The sequence below is a fragment of the Streptomyces sp. CRN 30 genome (genome assembly GCF_034105845.1).
Genome location: NZ_JAVRHI010000507.1, coordinates 36546 through 53722 on the forward strand (window position 1 = coordinate 36546; position 17177 = coordinate 53722).

Below are 17177 nucleotides of genomic sequence, written 5' to 3' on the forward strand. Positions count from 1 at the left end.
TCCCGTTTCAGGTCCGATCTTCTGTTCGCCGTCTTCTCCGTCCCTCCTTGATCTCGTTCGCGGAGCCGACCGCGATGCCGACACCCAGAGCGATCTCGAGCACTCCCACGAGCGCGAACCAGTTCCCCTCGTCAAGCCTCCCCCATCCGCTCGAGAGCATGAAGGGCACGAAAAAGAGGAGGGAGGTCAACTTGTACCGCATGTCCCCGCCTTCACGTTCTCCTGCCCCGGCCGGCCCGGGCCGGCCCGGTGACAAGAGCAGGGGCCCTGCCTGGGACTCCGTATCCGGTGAGCGCTCAGGAGGGTGCCCACGGAAGTCACTGCGAAGACGACGGCGCCTTTGTGAGGGGCGTCACTGGGGACAACACCGAAGCGCAGCAGAGTCAGCAACAGGACCGTCCCCGCGCCACACCACAGGAGAGCCCTGAGAACGAGCCCGGAGCAGATGCCGCGTACGGCTGCGTCTCGCTTTCTCGTGCGTGCCCGCCCGGTCACCAGATGCCGCCCGCTGTGCGTACGTAGAGCATCAGTCCCACGAGGGTCAGCCAGGCGACCCACAGAAGGACCTTGGGCGTGGTGGGTACCTCTGCGGCCGTCCACCGATTCCACGTCACCACGAGAAGAAGGCTGTAGAGGCCCCAGACCATGGCGATGACGTGGCTCAGGGCGTAAGGGTCGAGGTGTTTCATGCGTGCTTTCCGGATCTCCGGTTCCTGATGCGGGTGGTGCCGACGAAGGCACCGCCCCCGCCGGCGGCCGGCGCAAGCGCTGCCCGGGCGGGGAGGCCGTCGCCGAGCCGGAGGGCCAGGGCCGCGCCCACCGCCACGATGCCCACGAGGATGAGCACGTCGAACGGTTTCACCGATCCTTCCTCTCTATCGTCGGACCTCATCGGACCAGGTCGGCGCGGTGCGGGGAAGTGAGATCTTCACAAGACGCGGCGGCGGGCCGGTGCGGGGCGCAGGACGCGCGGGGAGCCCGTCGTACGCCCCCCGCATCAACCGATCGGCTGATGCCCCTTCGAGCGCGACGGCCGATGTGCGGACCCCCGCCCGCACGGGAGGCTCCTGGCATGTCGGTCATAGAAGTCAGTGAGTTGCGCAAGTCCTACGGGGGCCGCGCCGTCGTCGACGGTGTCTCGTTCGCCGTCGAGGAGGGGGAGATCTTCGGCATCCTCGGCCCGAACGGCGCCGGCAAGACCACCACCGTCGAGTGCGTCGAGGGGCTGCGCGTCCCCGACGCGGGACGCATCCGGGTCACCGGGCTCGACCCGGTCGCCGACCACGAGGCGGTGACCCACGTCCTCGGCAGCCAGCTCCAGGAGAGCGAGCTGCAGGCGAAGCTCACCGTGCGCGAGGCGCTGGAGCTGTACGCCGCCTTCTACCCGAAACCCGCCGACTGGCGCGTCCTCGCCGAGCGGCTGGGCCTCACCGGCAGGCTCGGTACGCGCTTCGCCAAGCTCAGCGGAGGTCAGAAGCAGCGCCTGTCCATCGCGCTGGCCCTGATCGGCAACCCGAGGGTCGTCGTGCTCGACGAGTTGACCACCGGGCTCGACCCGCGCGCCCGCCGGGACACCTGGGAGCTCATCGAGGAGGTGCGGGCGGGCGGCGTCACCGTGCTGCTGGTCACGCACTTCATGGAGGAGGCCCAGCGGCTGTGCGACCGGATCGCGGTCATCGACCGGGGACGCGTCGCCGCACTGGACACCCCGGCCGGGCTGATCCGCCGCTCGGCCGGCGCGACGGTCATCAGCTTCACCCCGTCGGCGCCCTTGGACGACGCCGAACTGTCGGCGCTGCCCGCCGTGACGTCCGTCGAGCACAAGGACGGGCGGATCACGCTCGCCGGCACGGACGAGACCGTCAACGCCGTCATCACCCTGCTCGCCCGCAGCCGCGTCACGGCCCACCAGCTCCGCGTCACCGACGCCACGCTGGACGACGCCTTCCTCGACCTCACCGCCACCACCGAAGCCACCGTCCCCGGAGCCGCCCGATGAGCACCGTCACGCAGCACAGTTCCAGGACGGCCGCCACCGCCGTGCTGAAGACCGAGGCCCGCCTCTTCGGCCGCGAACCCGGCATCCTCTTCTGGGTGCTGGGGTTCCCCACCCTGCTCCTGGCGATCCTCGGCGCCATCCCGTCCTACCGCGAGGCACAGGACTCGTTCGCCGGCCTGCGGGTCATCGACATGTACGTTCCGGTGGCCGTACTGCTCGGCATGATCGTCGCCGGCTGCCAGGCCATGCCCCCGGTCGTCACCACCTACCGCGAGCGCGGCATCCTCCGCCGCATGTCCACGACGCCCGTACGGCCCTCCGCGCTGCTCGCCGCCCAGACGGGTCTGCTCGGGACGGCCGCCCTCGTCTCGGTGCTGCTCTCGCTCGCCGTGGGCCGGCTGGTGTACGACGTGGCGCTGCCCGGGCAGGTGTTCGGCTACGCCCTGGCCCTGTTGCTCGGGCTCGCCGTCTCCTTCGCGCTGGGCGCCCTGCTCTCGGCGCTGTGCCCCACCACGAAGATCGCGACCGCCGTCGGCTCGGTCGTCCTCTTCCCGATGATGTTCACCGCGGGTCTCTGGATGCCCGTGCAGACCATGCCGGACGTCCTCGCCCGGATCGTGGAGGCGACCCCGTTCGGCGCCGCCTCCCAGGCCCTGGCCCAGGCCGCGGCCGGCGACTGGCCGGCCTGGTCCCACCTGGGTGTGCTCGCCCTGTGGACCGCCGTCCTGACGGCCGCGGCCGTGCGCTGGTTCCGCTGGAGCTGAGGGGCCCGTGCACACTGTGCCCATGAAGGACGAGTGGCAGGTGGAACGGCGCCGGGCGCTCCTGGAGTACTGGGGGCCGTACCTCCTCCTGGCGTTCGGGCTGGTCCTCACCGGCGTCACCGGCGGCGAGCTGGGCATGGGCCGGGCCGAGTGGACCGCCACCGCCGTCCTGGCCGCCGCCGCCCTCGCCCTGCAGCTCGTCTGGCAGCGCAGCGGTGCGCCGCAGCCGTCGGCCGCGGGAGCCTGGTACTTCTTCACCCGCTGGGCGATCACGGCGGCCTTCACGTGGTTCGCCCCGTTCCTCGGCTTCTACGCCATCCTCGGCTACTTCACCGCCGACCGGCTGCTGCCCCCGCGGCTGGCGAAGTGGGGGCTCTTCGCCACCGCGGCCGTCATGGCCGGTTCGAACATCGGCGGCTTCTCCGTACTGCGCTCGACGGGCCTCCTGGCGGTGTACGGGGCGCTGTTCTGCGCGCACGTCTTCCTCGTCCTCGTCTTCACCCACCTCGCCGAGAAGGAGGCGGAACAGTCCGAGGCCCGGCAGCGGACCATCGACGAGCTGGAACGCACCAACGCGGCCCTGCACCAGGCCCTCGACGAGAACGCGGCCCTGCACGCCCAGCTCGTCGCCCAGGCGCGGGAGGCGGGCGTCGCCGACGAGCGGCGCCGGATGGCCGCCGAGATCCACGACACCATCGCGCAGGGGCTGACCGGGATCATCGCCCAGCTCCAGGTCGTGGCGAACGCCCCCGACCCCGAGACCGCACGCGTCCACACCGACCGCGCGGCCGACCTCGCCCGCCACAGCCTCGGCGAGGCCCGCCGCTCCGTCCACAACCTCGCGCCGGTCGCCCTGGAGCACGACGGACTGCCCGAGGCACTGAAGAAGACGGTCACCGAGTGGGGTGAACGGAGCGGCGCACGCGCCGAGTTCACGCTCACCGGCACGGCGGAGCTGCTGCACGAGGAGGTCTCGGCGACACTTCTGCGCATCCTCCAGGAGGCCCTCTCGAACGCCGCACGCCACGCGGACGCCACCCGCCTCGGCGTGACGCTCAGCTTCATGGACGACGAGGTCACCCTGGACGTCCGCGACGACGGCCGGGGCTTCGACCCGCTCGCCCTCCCGCCGCGCACCGGCACCGGCGGCTTCGGTCTCGACGGCATGCGGGCCCGTGCCGAACGCATCGCCGGCTCGCTCTCCGTGGAGTCCGAACCGGGCTTCGGGACGGCCGTGTCGGCGCGCGTACCCTTGGTCCACCATGACTGATCACGCGACCGACGAGGCGGCCGTCTCCCTGCTGATCGTCGACGACCACCCCGTCGTACGGGACGGCCTGCGGGGCATGTTCGCGTCGGCGCCCGGCTTCACGGTCCTCGGGGAGGCGCCCGACGGCGTGGCGGCCGTGGCGCTCGCCGCCTCGCTCGACCCGGACGTGATCCTGATGGACCTGCGCATGCCCGGCGGCGGCGGGGTCGACGCCATCACCGAGCTCACCCGGCGCGGCGCCCGCGCGAAGGTGCTGGTCCTCACGACGTACGACACGGACTCCGACACCCTCTCCGCGATCGAGGCGGGCGCGACGGGCTACCTGCTGAAGGACGCGCCGCGCGACGAGCTGTTCGCGGCGGTGCGGGCGGCGGCGGAGGGCCGTACGGTGCTGTCCCCGGCCGTGGTCTCCCGCCTGGTCTCGGCGGTCCGCGCGCCCCGTTCGACCGGTCCCGGCAACGAGAACCTCTCCGGCCGTGAGCGGGAGGTCCTCGCCCTGGTGGCCCGGGGCGCCTCCAACCGCGAGATCGCCCGCGAGCTGTTCATCAGCGAGGCCACGGTGAAGACCCACCTGACCCACCTGTACGGCAAGCTCGGCGTGAACGACCGCGCGGCGGCGGTGGCGACGGCGTACGAGCGGGGCATCCTCGGCGGCGGCCGGGCGCACTGAGCGCCCACCGGCTCACCACTCCTCGCGCAGCGCCCGCAGCACGTCCTCGGTGCTCCGGGCGGGTGCCGCCTGGGCGCTCAGCCGGTCCAGTGCCTCGCGGTGGACCATGACGTCGGCCGGCTTGTCGAGGTAGGCGGCGCCCGCCAGGCCGCCGAGGTAGACGATGTCGGGCAGCTCGGGGGCGCGGAACCGGAAGAGGTGGAACGCGCCGGACCGCAGTGCCGGATGCGGGCCGTGCCCGAACGGCATGACCTGGACGGTGACGTGCGGCAGCCGGCCGAGCTCGATCAGATGGTCCACCTGGGCCCGCATCACCCCGGCACCCCCTACCGGCCGGCGCAGCACCGTCTCGTCCAGGACGACCCACACGCGGGGCGGTACCGGGCGGGACAGCAACTCCTGGCGCCGCATGCGCAGGGCCACCCCGCGCTCCGTGACCTTAGGCGGCGCCTGCGGGTCCCCGGCGCTCAACTGGGCGCGGGCGTACGCCTCGGTCTGCAGCAGCCCCGGGACGAACTGCGCCTCGTAGGCGCGGATGGTCAGGGCCGCCTGCTCCAGGCTGAGGTACGCGGCGAACCAGTCCGGCAGGACGTCCCGGTAGGTGTGCCACCAGCCGCGCTTGTTCGCCTCGCGGACCGAGGTCAGGAACGTGTCGATCTCCAGCCGGTCGCCGACGCCGTAGACCTGCAGCAGCTTCTCGACGTCGGGCAGCCGCAGCCGGGCCACCTTGGCGGACTCCATCCGGCGGATCGTGGAGTGGCTGACGCCGATCGCCGCCCCCGCCTCCTTGTACGTCAGACCGGCCCGGCCGCGCAGCACTCCCAGCTGTCTGCCGAGGATCATGCGCAGCACGGAGGGGGCGCCGCCCCAGTCGGTCTCCGCGGTCACGACACATCCCCCCTCACGTCCGCACGCCGGGTGACGGGACCAGAGTCTGTCACGATCGTCCGCCGCCGGGAGCCGGTCGCGGGCAGCCTGCGTCCGGCGCCGCGGCCGGCTCCGTGCAAATTTCAACTTGCCGGTTGCGGGCCTTTGTCGGCAGGTGCCAGAGTGGTCGTGCCGCCTTGCCCGGTGAGCGAAGAGGACGGCCGGTCCGTGGGGGGAGACGGGTCCGTGCCGCGCCGCTTCCCCGCACCGAGCTGCCGCGACGCCGCAACGCCGCGGTGTCCTCGCGGCGCCCCGCGCCCTGCCGGCGAGCTGACGAAAGGCGAACGGCGATGGCTCCGCCCTCCCTCCCCCGGCCGCCGGGCCGGCCGACCGGTGCGTCCCGCCCGTCATCGGCCGACGGCCCGCACGGGGCCGCCCCGCTCGCGTCCGTGCCGCCGCAGGTACCGGGTCCGCGGATCCCGGCCGCCCCGCCGGAGACCCGTCACAGCGGGACGTTCGACCTGCCCGCGACGCCCGCCTCGGTGGGACCGGCCCGCCGGGCCGTACGCGCGCTGCTGGACGCGTGGGGCGTCGACGACGACACCGGCGACGGCGCCGTCCTGGTGATCTCCGAGCTCGTCACCAACGTGCTGACGCACACCGGCAGCGTGCGGATCGTGTGCCGGCTGCACCGGGCCGGCGGACGGCTCCACATCGAGGTCGAGGACCAGAACGGCGGCGGACCCCGCCCCGCACGACGGCAGCCGGGGGACGACGACCAGAACGGTCGCGGGCTCGTGCTGGTCGGAGCGCTGAGCCGGAACTGGGGCGTCAGGGACACCGCCCACGGCTCGGGACACGTGGTCTGGGCCGAACTGGCCTGCGCGGACGACGGACCGTCCCCCGTGGAGACGGAACCACCCGCGACGACCGCTGCCTCCCCGGTGCTCGCCCTGCCGGCGGTCGCGTTGCCGGTGCGGGCCGCCGAGCTGCCGTCGCGGGAGGTCGCGCTGTGGTCGGCGGGGGCGCACCGACCGCCGCCGTGGCAGACCGTGTCACCGCCCGGACCGGTCGTACGTCCCTGAGCGGGGGGCGGCGACCGTACGCTGGTGTGTGGCCGAGGCGGACGAGGACGACAGGGGGACGGCGACGGTGGACGACCGGGGGACGACGTCGGCGCGGGACGGGGACGGGATCGACGTGCTCGTTCTCGGCGGGGCCGGTGTCGACACGATCGTGTACGTGCCCGAACTGCCGCTGCCCCTCGCCGACAGCCACATGGTGCCCGCCATCGAGACCCGCGCCGGGCAGACCGGTGACTTCGTGACCGTCGGGCTGCACGCGCTCGGGCTGCGCACCCACCACCTCGACATGCTCGGCGACGACCACGAGGGCGAACTGGTCCGCGCGCTGCACCGGGAGCGCGGCATCCCGCTCACCGAGGTGCTCCTGCCCGCCGGCACGAAGCGCGCGGTGAACCTGGTCGGGCCGGACGGGCGGCGCCTTTCGCTGTACGACAGCACGCGCGCGCGGGACGCGGACCGGCTGCCGCCGGACACCGTACGGGCCCTCGCCGTGAACGCCCGCCACGTCCACGTCTCCCTCACCCAGCCCTGCGTCCACACCCTGCCGCTGCTGGAGGAGCTGAGGACCGGGACGGCCGGGACGGGCGGCCCCGGGCCGACCGTCTCCACGGACCTGCACGACTGGGACGGCGCGGACCCGTACCACGAGCCCTTCGCCCTCGCGGCCGACGTGGTGTTCCTGTCGGCCGCCGCGCTGCCGGAGCCCGAGAAGACCATGCGGCGGATCGCCGAGCGGGGCCGGGCCCGGACGGTCGTCGTCACGGCCGGCGCCGAGGGGGCGTACCAGCTCGTCGACGGGGAACTGAGCCATGTCCCGGCCGTCGAGCCCGCCGCTCGCGTCGTCGACTCCAACGGCGCCGGCGACGCGTTCGCGGCGGGGTACCTCTTCGGCATGCTGACCGGCGAGCCGCCGTCGCGGTGCGGACTGTACGGGGCGATCGCGGGGGCCCACGCCTGCACCGTACCGGCGACCGTCACCCATCCCGTCGCACGGGAGGAGCTCCTCGCACGGGCCGCGCGGGCCCGGCCGAGGGGATGACACGGGTCCTCGGGGCGTCAGTTGCCGGCCGTCGTCGCGAGGCGGGCCTCCGCCTGCTTCCTGGCCGCCTCCAGGACGGCCAGCAGGACCTCCTTGCTGGACGCCCGTTCGCGTACGTCGCAGAGGACGACCGGGGTCGACGGGTCCAGGTCGAGGGCGTCGCGGACCTGCGCGGCGGTGGCCTCCCGGCGCCCGTCGAAGCAGTTCACGCCCACCGCGAAGGGGATCTCGCGCGCCTCGAAGAAGTCGATCGAGGCGAACGAGGCGTCCAGCCGGCGGGTGTCCGCGAGGACGACGGCGCCCAGCGCCCCGCTGCACAGGTCGTCCCACATGAACCAGAAGCGGTCCTGGCCGGGCGTGCCGAACAGGTAGAGCACCAGTTCGGGCGCGATCGTGATGCGCCCGAAGTCCATGGCGACGGTGGTGGCCGTCTTCTTCTCCACGCCCGCCAGGTCGTCCACACCGACGCTCGCCGCGGTGATCCGCTCCTCGGTCTCCAGCGGCGCCACCTCGCTCACCGACCCCACCATGGTGGTCTTGCCCACGCCGAACCCGCCCGCGATGAGGATCTTCAAGGCGGTCGGCAGGAGCGGTTCAGAGCTGACGGATACCATCCATCACCCTTTCGATGAGTTCCACGCTCGGCTGCTCACTCAGCTCGGGCGGGGACTGGACAATGATCAGCTCGGCGTTGAGCAGGTCGCCGCAGAGCACCTTCACCACGCTGACCGGCAGGTCTAACTGACCGGCGATCTCGGCCACCGCCACCGCGCGATCGCGGCACAGGGCGAGGATCGCCATCGACTCCGGTTCCAGATTGTCCTGTTCGTACGCGCGCTCCTGCCGCGAGACGACCAGCGTGATCAGCGTGAAGTGGTGCCGGCTGTGCCGGGTCCGGCCGCCGGTGATGGCGTACGGCCGGACGTGGCGCCCGGCCTGCTCATCGTCGAGCCAGCGAGGCTCACGCATCCTGGGCGTACCCGGCCGGCGTCCCCACGCGCGGCTCGGCGGACAGGTACTTGCCGACCTGCTTGACCAGGGTGCCCATCTCGAACGCCATCATCCCGACGTCGACCTCCTCCGAGGCTATGGCCGCCAGTCGCGCGCCCCGGCCGGCCGCGGTGACGAAGAGGAACGCGCGCTCCATCTGGATGACCGTCTGCTGGACCTCTCCGCCGTGGAAGTGCCGCGCCACGCCCCGGGCCAGACTGTGCATGCCCGAGCCGACCGCGGAGAGGTGTTCCGCGTCGTCCCGGCGGATGTCTCTCGACTTGCCGATGAGGAGGCCGTCACCGGACAGCACGACGGCGCAGCGGATCTCCGGTATCCGTTCCACCAGCCCGTCCAGGAGCCAGTCCAGCTGGGGACCGGAGTGTACCTGCTCAGTCATCCTAGAAATTTCCTCACAGTTAGTCGGCGCCGCGGGTGCGCCGGTCCGCCGGCGCATCGGGTGAGGTGCGCCGAGTCAGGGCGCCCGCAGGCGCGCGTCAGTGAGCGCCAGGGTCTCGCGGCGCCTTCCGGTCGTCCGTGCCGTCCGGCCCGCCGTCCTCGGAGAACCGGGCCCGCTTCAGCCCCTGCTGGATGGCGAGCATCGTGCGGGCGGAGGCGTCCGGGGAGAGGCCGTTCGCCCTGTCGGGGCTGTCGTTCTGGTGGTCCGCCTCCTTGCGCAACTGCTGGGCGAGGCTGGCCCCCCGGGTCCGCTGCGGCAGGACCGTGGGCGTGCTCAGCGGACCGGTCGCCTCCTGGGCTGGCCGTGCGGCCGAGGTGCCCGGGGCCGCCGCGGGGGCGGACGTACGGCCGTCCCGCGCGCCGGACTCGGCGCGGTGCGCGGGGTGTTCCTGCGGCGCCGCCCACGCGGCCGCGGAAACGTTTCGGGAGCCCGGCGTGTGCTCCGGCGCGGGCGGCAGCAGGCCCGCGCCCCCGTAGTCGGGGAACCCGCTGTGGTCCGGCGTCCGGGAGTGCGTCAGGACCTCCGGGGCAGGCGTCCGGGCGGTCGCCCCGGAGCCCGCGTTCGTACCGGAGTGCGCGGCCGTACCCGCGCTCACGGTGCCCGCGCCACCCGGGACGGCACCGACGGCCGGGCCCGCGAGCGCCGTTCCGGACACCGCGGAGGCCGCGGCGGCCGCCGGGGCGCCGGTTCTCCCGTCCGCCGGTATGCCGGTCCGCTCGCCGGACTCCCGCACGGCCCGGTTCTGCGCCGCGGCCGCCGACTGCAGCTGGTCCAGGACCGGCGACTCGATGTCCTCCAGCAGGTCGGCCGGCAGCAGCACGACGACGAGCGTGCCGCCGTACACCGACTCGCGCAGCTCCACCTTGATCTTGTACCGCTCGGCGAGCCGCGCCACCACGAAGTGGCCGAGGCGCGGGTCCTCGCCCAGCGCGGTCATGTCGACCTTGGGCGGGTGCGCGAGCAGGTGGTTGGCCTTCTCGCGCAGGTCCTCCGGCATGCCGAGGCCGTGGTCCTCGACGTGCACGGCCAGCCCCTTGGCCACCCGGGTGGCGCTGATGAACACCTGGGTGTCCGGCGGGGAGAAGCTGGTGCCGTTCTCGATGAGCTCGGCGAGCAGGTGGGTGACGTCGGCGACGGCCCGGCCGGTCAGCGCGAGACGCAGGTCCGCGGGCAGGTTCTTCACCTTGACGCGGGTGTACGACTCGGTCTCGGCGACCGCGCTGCGCATCACGTCGGTGATGGAGACGGGGGCGGTCATCCGGCGGCTCGGCGGCGAACCGGAGAGGATGACCAGGTTCTCCGCGTGCCGCCGGACCCGGGTGGCGAGGTGGTCGACCTTGAAGATGTCCTTCAGCAGGTCGGAGTCCTCGTGCTTGCGCTCCAGGTCGTCCAGGAGCGAGATGAGGCGGTGGATGAGGATCTGGGTGCGCCGGATGAGCTGGGAGAAGACCTTCTCGGTCCCCTCGCGGCCGAGGTTCTGCCGTACGGCGGTGTCGGCGGCGACATTGCCCAGGTGGGTGATGGCCGCGCCGAGCCGTGCCAGTTCGTCGTCCGCGGTCTGCTGCTCGGGGGCGAGCGGCTGCGGTTCGACGCGCTCGCCGCGCTCGATGCGGGACATCAGCTGCGGCAGCCGGACGCCCGACAGCTCCTCGGTCCTCTTCTGGAGCTCACAGATGCGGTCCAGGGCTCTGCGCCGGCCGCGCAGCGCCAGCAGCGCCCCGCCGACGAGCGCGGCGAGGGTGGCGGCGGTGCCGAGCAGCAGGCCGAGCAGCAGGTCGCCGGCCCGGTCCGAGGCCTCGTCGGAGACGCCCCGCACCGAGTCCGCGCCCAGCGACTGCAGACCGCCCACGACGCTGTCGGCGGCGTCCGGCCAGGACGAGGCCTGCCGGGGCAGCGGCAGACCCGTGCCGCCCGCGTCCTGGACGGCGTTCTCGATGACGCCGATGGACGTCCACTGCCGGCTGCCGGTGATCTCCCCGTAGCCGGCGGCGCCGCCCGCGGGCAGGTCACGGGAGGTCAGTGAGGCCCGCAACTCCTGCTGCACCGCCAGGTACTGGAGGAACCGGGAGCGCGTGGTGTCGCTCATCTCCTCCGCGGGCAGCGCCCCGGAGATCAGCGCGTCCTCCCGGGCGAGCATCTCGGTGAGCCGTACCAGGGCGGTGGTGGCGGCACCGGTCCCGGCGAGGGCGGCGTCCTCGCTGCGCAGCGCGGCGGCGATCAGATCGGTGCCGCCGGCGACGGCGCCGGTGAAGAACTGGAAGGTGTCCGCACTGTTCAGGCTGCGGTCGTCGACGGCCTCACGCCGCTCGGCGAGCTCGTCCAGCGCCTGCCCGAGCCGCTCGCCGCCGCCGCTGAGCGCGGCGGTGCCGAGGGCGGTGGAGGCGGCGCCGCGGTACGCCGCGACGGCATCGTCCGTCGCCCCCCGGGCCGCGTCCAGCTCCTCGCGGGCGGCCCCGGTGCGGTCGCCCTGCCAGACGGAGGTGTGGCGGCGCTCCTCCTGCAGCCGGGTGACGAGCTCCTGCGCCGGGCCGGCGACCGAGGAGGCCCGGTCCGACTCGGTCCGCAACTGGAGCTGTTCGTCGATCAGTCCGGCCGCCGTGTAGCCCCACACGCCGGTGGCGAGGACCGCGGGGACGACGAACGGCACGACGAACGAAAGCCGGAGATTCTTGCGAGAGGCGGACCGATGACGTGTCCGCCGGTCGCGGGTGCCTGGCATCTGATTCCTCGTACGACAGCGGAACACTGGTGACGGTAGGGGCGGTGGTGCGCGTGCCCGAGATCCCCCGCGCGCCGCCTTGACACAGACCTGGCAAATGTCAGCGGCGGTGTGAACCGTACCAGGCCCACGGCTCACCGTCAGCATCCGCTTGACCACAACTGAAGTGCTGTTCCGGCCAGTTGACGGCAATCACAGGAGCGACAGTAGTTTCGGGGTGTAAAGTGCCTGGGCCGACCCTATACCGGCTACCACATCGAAGTAGATCGATGTCAGTTCGGGGTCCGTCTGTACCGCTCTCAGCAGGGACAACCGCTGTGCGTGCGGGTCGAGCCGGGCGGCCGCCAGCGTGGCCTCGTAGCCCGGGGCGAGCGCGGTGTCGCGGTCGTCGGCGAACGCCCGCAGGGCCGCATCGAGCCGTTCCGGACCGTCGCCCAGAACGGGTCCGGTGTGCTGTGCGAGTGATTCCGCTTGCCGGAAACCGTCGCTGATGCCGCGCGCGGTGATGGAGTCCTTGTGGTGCCCGGAGTCGCCGACCAGGACCCAGCCGGGACCGGTGGCCTGCCGGAAGAAGTTCCGCTGGTCGCCCGTCCCGCGCAGCCGCTCGACCGGCTGCCTGCCCCGCAGCCGTTCGTACAGCTCCGGCGCGGTGACGCGGATCTGCTCCAGGTACGCGGTGAACGCGTCGGCCCGCACCTCGTCGAACCGGGACTGCGGGAAATAGGCGAGGACCAGCGTCGCGCCGTCGTTGGTCGCGACCGCCGCGACCCAGGACCCGACCCCCTCGTACAGCTCGAGGCCGGCCGGGACGTCCGTCCAGTACGTGTAGTAGGCGCAGGTCAGCCGGGCGTCCTCCACTGTGAACCGCGCCCCGGCCAGCCCGGCGACGGTGGAGCGCATGCCGTCGGCGCCGATCACCAGGCGGGCGCGTTCGGTGAAGGCCCGTCCGGCGTGCCTGCCCTCGACGCCGACGACCCGGCCCGCGTCGTCGCGCAGCAGGCCGGTCACCGCGCAGCCCTCGCGGTACTCGGCGCCGGCCGCGACCGCCGCCCGCACCAGCACGGGATCCAGGACGGGCCGCCGGGGCGCGAACCCGGCGCGCTGGCCCTCGACGCCCCGGGCGCACCCTTCCAGCCGGATGTCCGTGCCCGTCACCTCGTAGCGGACGTGGGTGAGGGGCGGGCAGCCGGAGGCGCGCACGGCGTCGAGCAGCCCCCAGCGGGCGAGGGCGGCGACGCCGGGCTGGTGGACGAGGTGGGTGGAGAGGACGTCGGAGCCGAGCGTGCCCTTGTCGAGCAGGAGCACCCGGTGCCCGGCGCGGGCCAGCAACAGGGCGACGGGGGCCCCGGCGCAGCGCGCGCCGACCACGATGGCGTCGTACATGGGGAAGTGCCTCACTTGCGGGTAGGAGCGAGGGAACGAGGAGGAACGGGACGCGGCGGGGCGGCTCAGACGGAGCGGGAGAGCGTGCTGAGCAGGGCCCGGCGGTCGATCTTGCCGTTGATGTTCAGGGGCAGCGCGTCGAGGACGGAGATCCGGCGCGGCAGCATGTACGGCGGCAGCCGGTCGCCCAGGCCCGCGTAGATCCGGTCGGGCACGCAGCCGGCGCCGCTGACCACGGCCTGGAGCTCCGGCTCGCCGTCCGGGGCGGGCACGGGGAGGACGACCGCGTCCCGCACGCCGTCCTGTTCGCGCAGCATGGCCTCGATCTCCCCCAGTTCGATCCGGTGACCCCTGATCTTCACCTGGTGGTCGGTGCGGCCGAGATGGACCAACTGGCCCTCACGCAGGACCACTCGGTCCCCCGTGCGGTACCAGGCCGTCCCGTCGGGCTGGCGCGCCTCGTCGAGACCCAGGAAACGGCCGATGTTGTTCACCGGGTCCAGGTAGCCGGGGAAGCGCTGCGGGCCGCGCACGCACAGTTCGCCGTGGTCGGCCGGCCGGCCGTCCCCGTCCAGCAGCAGGAAGTCCAGCGTCGGGTGGCAGCGGCCGATGGGGGCGGTGCCGTTGGGGGTCGCGGGCCAGTCGGCCGGGTCGGCGGGGAAGCGGTACGCGGTGCAGGAGACGGTCAGCTCGGTGGGTCCGTACAGCACTTCGAGAGCGCTCTGCGGCGCGGCTTCCCGCCATTCGCGGGCCGCGGCCAGGGTGAGCGGTTCGCCGCCGAAGACGCTCCACCGCAGCGTCGGCATGGAGCCGGGCTCCAGGGTGCCGAGCCGGGAGGCGAAGGTGATCAGCGACGGCACCGAGAACCAGTGCGTCAGGCCCAGCGCGTTGACCGTCCGCACCGGGGACAGCAGCTGGCTGCGGGCCGGCACGACCAGCGTCCCGCCGCCCGCCCAGGCCACGAAGAGGTCGTGCACCGCGGCGTCGAAGGTGAGCTCGAAGGTCTGGGAGAGCCGGCTGCCGGGTCCGATGCCGTACCGGGGGGCGAGGTGGCCGATGTTGGCGCCGATGTTCCGGTGGGTGATCGGCACCCCCTTCGGGGCGCCCGTGGAGCCGGAGGTGAAGATGATGTACGCGAGGTCGTCGGGGCCGGGCCGGGGGTGGTCGGCGCCGACCACCGGACCGGCCGGGAGGGCCGCGAGGTCGTCGGGGGTGAGGACGAGCCGGGGGACCACCGGGGCGGGGCCCGGCGTGTCGGCGAGGACCAGGTCCAGGCCCGCCGCCCGCACGATGTCCGCGGTCCGCCCGGCCGGGTGCTCCGGGTTGAGCGGGACGACGGTCGCCCCGGCCCGCAGGATCGCCAGGTACCCCGCGTACGCGAGCACCGAGCGGCTCGCCAGCAGGCCGATCCGCCGCGGCGGGACACCGGCCCCCGCCGCGGCCAGCCGGGCCGCGATCCGCTCGGCGAGGTCCCGCAGCCCGGCGTAGGTGTACCGGTCCGCGCCGATCTCCAGGGCGACGGCGGTGTCGCCCAGCTCGTCGGCGGAGCGGGCGAACCAGGCGTACAGGTCCTCGGGCGGCCGGCCCGGACGCACCGGGCCGAGCGGTTCCCCGGCTCCGTCCTCCTCGCCGCAGCGCGACGGCGTCCCGCTGCTCACGCCGCGGCCCCCAGCGCCCGCGTCCACGCGCGCAGTTCGCCCACCGTGCGCAGCCGGCCGAACTCCTCGGGATCGATCTCCCGGCCGGAGCGCTTCGTCAGCTCCACCACGATGCGCAGCCTGGCGAGCGAGTCGATGCCTATCTCGGTGAGGGTGGAGCCGTCGTCGAAGCCGGTGCGGGCGTGCTCGCGCAGGACCCAGGAGGACAGGTCGCCGCCGCCGTCGTCGGAGCGCCGGTCGCCGGGCCAGTACCGCTCGGTCTGCCAGGGGTAGAGGGGGAGCGGCACGTAGTGGCCGCGCTTGCCGAACTCCGCGCCCCAGTCCACGTCCAGTCCGGCGCGGTAGCGGTCGGCGGCCTGCGAGGTGTGCACCGGACCGGCGTGCGGACCGGTGAGCGCCGCGGCCAGCTCCTCGTGCGAGGCGCCGACGACGGCCAGCCGGCAGGCGTGGTGCTGGCGGCGGGTGGCCGCGCTGAAGCAGATGTCGCGCACCGCGTGGGCCGTGCCCGGGCCGCCGGGGCGCAGGTACTCGGCGTACGCGCGGGTGAGGGCGGTGAGGGCGGCGGGGGTGCGGGCGGACAACGGGAGCACGTACGCCCTGCGCGGCCTGAGCGCCTTGACACGGACTCTCGGCGGGTCGGCCTGGCGCAGCACCACATGGGCGTTGAGCGCGGAGGAGCCCTGTCCGGAGACGCCCACGACGGCCGGGCGGCCCCGGTCGGGCAGGTCCTGGAGCGCGCGCGGGATCACCACCGGCAGCCGCTGCCAGTCGACCCGGGGGCTCGGGGTGCGCAGGTGCAGACTGGCCGGCACCTGTCCGTGCTCCAGGCACAGCACCGCCTTGAGCAGCCCGGTGAGCCCGCCGGCGGCCTCGGCGTGGCCGACGTTCGTCTTCACGGAGCCCACCAGCAGGGGCCGGTCGGCGGGACGGCCCGCGCCCAGCACCTCGCCGAGCGCGGTCAGCTCCAGCGGGTCCAGGACGGGGGAGCCCGACCCGTGCGCCTCCACGTAGTCCACCTCGGCGGGGTCGAGGCCGGCGTCCTCGTACGCCCAGCGCAGCACCTCGATCTGCCCGGTGAGCGAGGGGTTGAGGACGGAGTCGCTGGTGCCGCCGTCGTTGCCGATGGCGCTGCCCTGGATGACGGCGCGCACCCGGTCGCCGTCGGCGAGGGCGGCCCGGAGCGGTTTCAGCACCACCACGCCGACCGCGTCGCTCGGCGCGTGGCCGTCGGCGCCCGCGTCGCCGAACCTGCTGCGGCCGTCGGCGGACATGGACCCGGCCGCGGTCATCACGACGCCTTCGTCCGGGCGCAGTCTGAGGTTCACCCCGGCGGCCAGGGCCAGCGGACTCTCCCCGGCGCGCAGGCTCTGCACCGCCTGGTGCACGGCGGTGAGCGACGAGGAGCACGCCGTGTCCACGACGACGCTGGGGCCGCGGAGGTCGAGGAAGTGCGACAGCCGGGCGGAGAGCAGGGAACGGAAGTTGAGCAGCTGGGACGCCGTCGCCGCCTGCGGTCCCCTGCGGAGCGCCAGCTCCAGGTGGTCCGCGCGGGCGTTGCCGACGAAGACGCCGGTGCGGCTGCCCGCGAGCAGGTCGGGGCGCTGGCCGGCGTCCTCCAGCGCCTCCCAGGCCGTCATCAGCAACAGCCGTTGCTGCGGGTCGAGTTCGACGGCCTCGGTGGCGGACATGCCGAAGAAGGCGGCGTCGAAGTCGGCCACGGCGACATGTCCGGCGCGGTGCCCGGCGAGCCGTCCGGGACCCGGGCGGGGGTCGTGGAGGGCGTCGGCGCCGTACCGGTCGGGTGGTGTCTCGCTGGTGGCGTCGACGCCGGCCCGCAGCAGGGACCACAGCTCATCGGCCCCGGAGGCGCCCGGCAGCCGGCAGGCCATGCCGATCACCGCGACCGACCGTGCGTCCACGTCCGACTTCTTCAACGCAACTCTCCTTCGCTGCTTCGTCGATGTGCGTGTGGGGGTGGCGCGCTTGACGTCCGCCCGGGGGTCGGAGGCCCCGTGGGGCGGATGGTGACAGGGATACGAGTGTGAGGTGAACCCCCGGACGCCGTCGTACCGGGGTCATCCTCGTTCGCAGCCGCCCAAGATGTTGATCTTGGCGTGAAATCGCCCGGGGTGCCGCGGTGCCCGGTGTCACGTGGCGGCGGGGTGCCCGCAGCTCGTACCGCACTTGGCACACCGGCCCCCGCTCTTCCTCCCAGGAGCACCGCACGCGTGATCGCCGAAATCCAGCCCACCGAAAGATTGTCTACGCAAAAT

17 protein-coding genes are annotated in these 17177 nt (G+C 73.5%); 6 read left to right on the forward strand and 11 right to left on the reverse strand.

What is annotated here, in order from left to right:
• Positions 1-7: 7 nt before the first annotated feature.
• From UW392_RS58355 to UW392_RS58365, 3 genes are all read right to left on the reverse strand, one after another.
• Positions 8-202, reverse strand: coding sequence for a hypothetical protein (locus UW392_RS58355; RefSeq protein ID WP_320783629.1), 195 nt, complete (start codon positions 200-202; stop codon positions 8-10).
• Positions 203-491: 289 nt separating this feature from the next.
• Complete coding sequence (locus UW392_RS58360) at positions 492-689, reverse strand: hypothetical protein (protein ID WP_320783630.1); 198 nt, start codon at positions 687-689, stop codon at positions 492-494.
• Entirely contained in the window at positions 686-862 is a 177-nt protein-coding gene (locus UW392_RS58365) for a hypothetical protein (RefSeq protein WP_320783631.1), read from the reverse strand. The genes UW392_RS58360 and UW392_RS58365 overlap by 4 nt, the downstream gene beginning before the upstream one ends.
• A 210-nt stretch (positions 863-1072) precedes the next feature.
• Here UW392_RS58365 and UW392_RS58370 point away from each other — a divergent pair, with 210 nt between their 5' ends.
• From UW392_RS58370 to UW392_RS58385, 4 genes are read left to right on the forward strand one after another with little or no spacing between them, the layout of a single operon-like run.
• Entirely contained in the window at positions 1073-1999 is a 927-nt protein-coding gene (locus UW392_RS58370; RefSeq protein ID WP_320783632.1) for an ABC transporter ATP-binding protein, read from the forward strand.
• Positions 1996-2763: an ABC transporter permease gene (locus tag UW392_RS58375; protein ID WP_320783633.1), complete on the forward strand. Its 768-nt coding sequence runs from the start codon at positions 1996-1998 to the stop codon at positions 2761-2763. Before UW392_RS58370 ends, UW392_RS58375 begins: the two co-directional genes overlap by 4 nt.
• Positions 2764-2785: 22 nt before the next feature.
• Positions 2786-4033: a sensor histidine kinase gene (locus tag UW392_RS58380; protein ID WP_320783634.1), complete on the forward strand. Its 1248-nt coding sequence runs from the start codon at positions 2786-2788 to the stop codon at positions 4031-4033.
• Positions 4026-4703, forward strand: a complete 678-nt coding sequence (locus UW392_RS58385) for a response regulator transcription factor (RefSeq protein ID WP_320783635.1) — start codon at positions 4026-4028, stop codon at positions 4701-4703. Before UW392_RS58380 ends, UW392_RS58385 begins: the two co-directional genes overlap by 8 nt.
• A 12-nt stretch (positions 4704-4715) precedes the next feature.
• On the opposite strand, the gene UW392_RS58390 is transcribed toward UW392_RS58385, so the two are convergent.
• Complete coding sequence (locus UW392_RS58390) at positions 4716-5591, reverse strand: helix-turn-helix transcriptional regulator (RefSeq protein ID WP_320783636.1); 876 nt, start codon at positions 5589-5591, stop codon at positions 4716-4718.
• Between the two features lie 329 nt (positions 5592-5920).
• Here UW392_RS58390 and UW392_RS58395 point away from each other — a divergent pair, with 329 nt between their 5' ends.
• Both UW392_RS58395 and UW392_RS58400 read left to right on the forward strand, forming a co-directional pair.
• Positions 5921-6655, forward strand: a complete 735-nt coding sequence (locus UW392_RS58395) for an ATP-binding protein (RefSeq protein WP_320783637.1) — start codon at positions 5921-5923, stop codon at positions 6653-6655.
• 67 nt (positions 6656-6722) lie between these two features.
• Positions 6723-7694: an adenosine kinase gene (locus UW392_RS58400; RefSeq protein ID WP_414497588.1), complete on the forward strand. Its 972-nt coding sequence runs from the start codon at positions 6723-6725 to the stop codon at positions 7692-7694.
• Between the two features lie 17 nt (positions 7695-7711).
• Here the strand turns inward: UW392_RS58400 and UW392_RS58405 are convergent, their stop codons facing one another.
• The 7 genes from UW392_RS58405 to UW392_RS58435 all read right to left on the reverse strand — a co-directional run bounded on the left by UW392_RS58405 (position 7712) and on the right by UW392_RS58435 (position 16838).
• Positions 7712-8308, reverse strand: a complete 597-nt coding sequence (locus UW392_RS58405; RefSeq protein ID WP_320783638.1) for a GTP-binding protein — start codon at positions 8306-8308, stop codon at positions 7712-7714.
• A complete protein-coding gene (locus UW392_RS58410; protein WP_320783639.1) occupies positions 8289-8663 on the reverse strand; it encodes a DUF742 domain-containing protein in 375 nt (124 codons plus the stop codon). The genes UW392_RS58405 and UW392_RS58410 overlap by 20 nt, the downstream gene beginning before the upstream one ends.
• A complete protein-coding gene (locus tag UW392_RS58415; RefSeq protein WP_320783640.1) occupies positions 8656-9084 on the reverse strand; it encodes a roadblock/LC7 domain-containing protein in 429 nt (142 codons plus the stop codon). Before UW392_RS58415 ends, UW392_RS58410 begins: the two co-directional genes overlap by 8 nt.
• A gap of 97 nt (positions 9085-9181) precedes the next feature.
• The gene (locus UW392_RS58420) at positions 9182-11791 is read right to left on the reverse strand and encodes a nitrate- and nitrite sensing domain-containing protein (protein ID WP_320783641.1); all 2610 of its coding nucleotides are present in this window, start codon (positions 11789-11791) and stop codon (positions 9182-9184) included.
• Between the two features lie 264 nt (positions 11792-12055).
• On the reverse strand, positions 12056-13246 hold the full coding sequence (locus UW392_RS58425) for an NAD(P)/FAD-dependent oxidoreductase (protein ID WP_320783642.1): 1191 nt from the start codon (positions 13244-13246) through the stop codon (positions 12056-12058).
• A 65-nt stretch (positions 13247-13311) separates the two neighbouring features.
• Entirely contained in the window at positions 13312-14904 is a 1593-nt protein-coding gene (locus tag UW392_RS58430; RefSeq protein WP_320783643.1) for an amino acid adenylation domain-containing protein, read from the reverse strand.
• The gene (locus UW392_RS58435; RefSeq protein ID WP_320783644.1) at positions 14901-16838 is read right to left on the reverse strand and encodes a beta-ketoacyl synthase N-terminal-like domain-containing protein; all 1938 of its coding nucleotides are present in this window, start codon (positions 16836-16838) and stop codon (positions 14901-14903) included. The genes UW392_RS58430 and UW392_RS58435 overlap by 4 nt, the downstream gene beginning before the upstream one ends.
• Between the last annotated feature and the right edge of the window lie 339 nt (positions 16839-17177).